The 666-nt window shown below is 44.7% G+C and carries 1 pseudogene; it reads left to right on the top strand.

Annotated elements, in window-relative coordinates:
- Nucleotides 1-559, top strand: a pseudogene (locus R7R24_RS27440) (ATP-dependent helicase); the annotation flags it as partial.
- Nucleotides 560-666 lie beyond the last annotated feature (107 nt).

Here is a 666-nt window from a genome sequence, read left to right as displayed (position 1 = left end):
CAATGGCTTTTTACTCGAACACTTTGGCCGACGCTGCCAAGGTTACTTTGAAGATGAAGACACGGGCGAACGCGAACATTGTGGCTACCGTTTTCGTGCCAAATATTGCGGCGAATGTGGCGCAGATAATGATATTGCCGCTCGTATATGCCATGAATGTGATGCAACATTGGTCGACCCAGATAAGAAACTAAAAGAAGCACTGAATTTGAAAGACGCACTGATCTTCGAGTGCACAGAAATGGACTTGTCCGTGTTCAAATCAAATGACGGCAAATCACAGCTCAAAGTCACGTATTCTGGGGAACCATACCAAGGCGAAGGTCATGCATTAGTTCATGAGTTTTGGTCATTAAACACCAAGAAACAGAAGCAAACTTTTAAAGACCAGTTTGTGCGCCCTCACCTTGCAGATAAACATCGCCCGTTTGAAGAAGCATCGCCTACACGAGTCGTCGCCAATCAACACCGTTTCCGTTTACCGCAGTTTGTCATTGCCAGAAAGTCTGGGCGCTTTTGGAAGTTGCGCGACAAGATTTTTGAAGATGAACTTAAATAACGCTCGATTCGCACCAGTGAGTTTGCCAAGAGCAAAGTGAATGTGACTGAACCGACAGTTCACACGATGATTCACTTTCTGTTCATGTACAGCTAGATATAATTTTG

Source organism: Vibrio sp. 704 (assembly GCF_033339295.1).
Note: the sequence above shows the minus strand (reverse complement) of the source record. Positions and strands in the feature narration are given on the sequence as shown.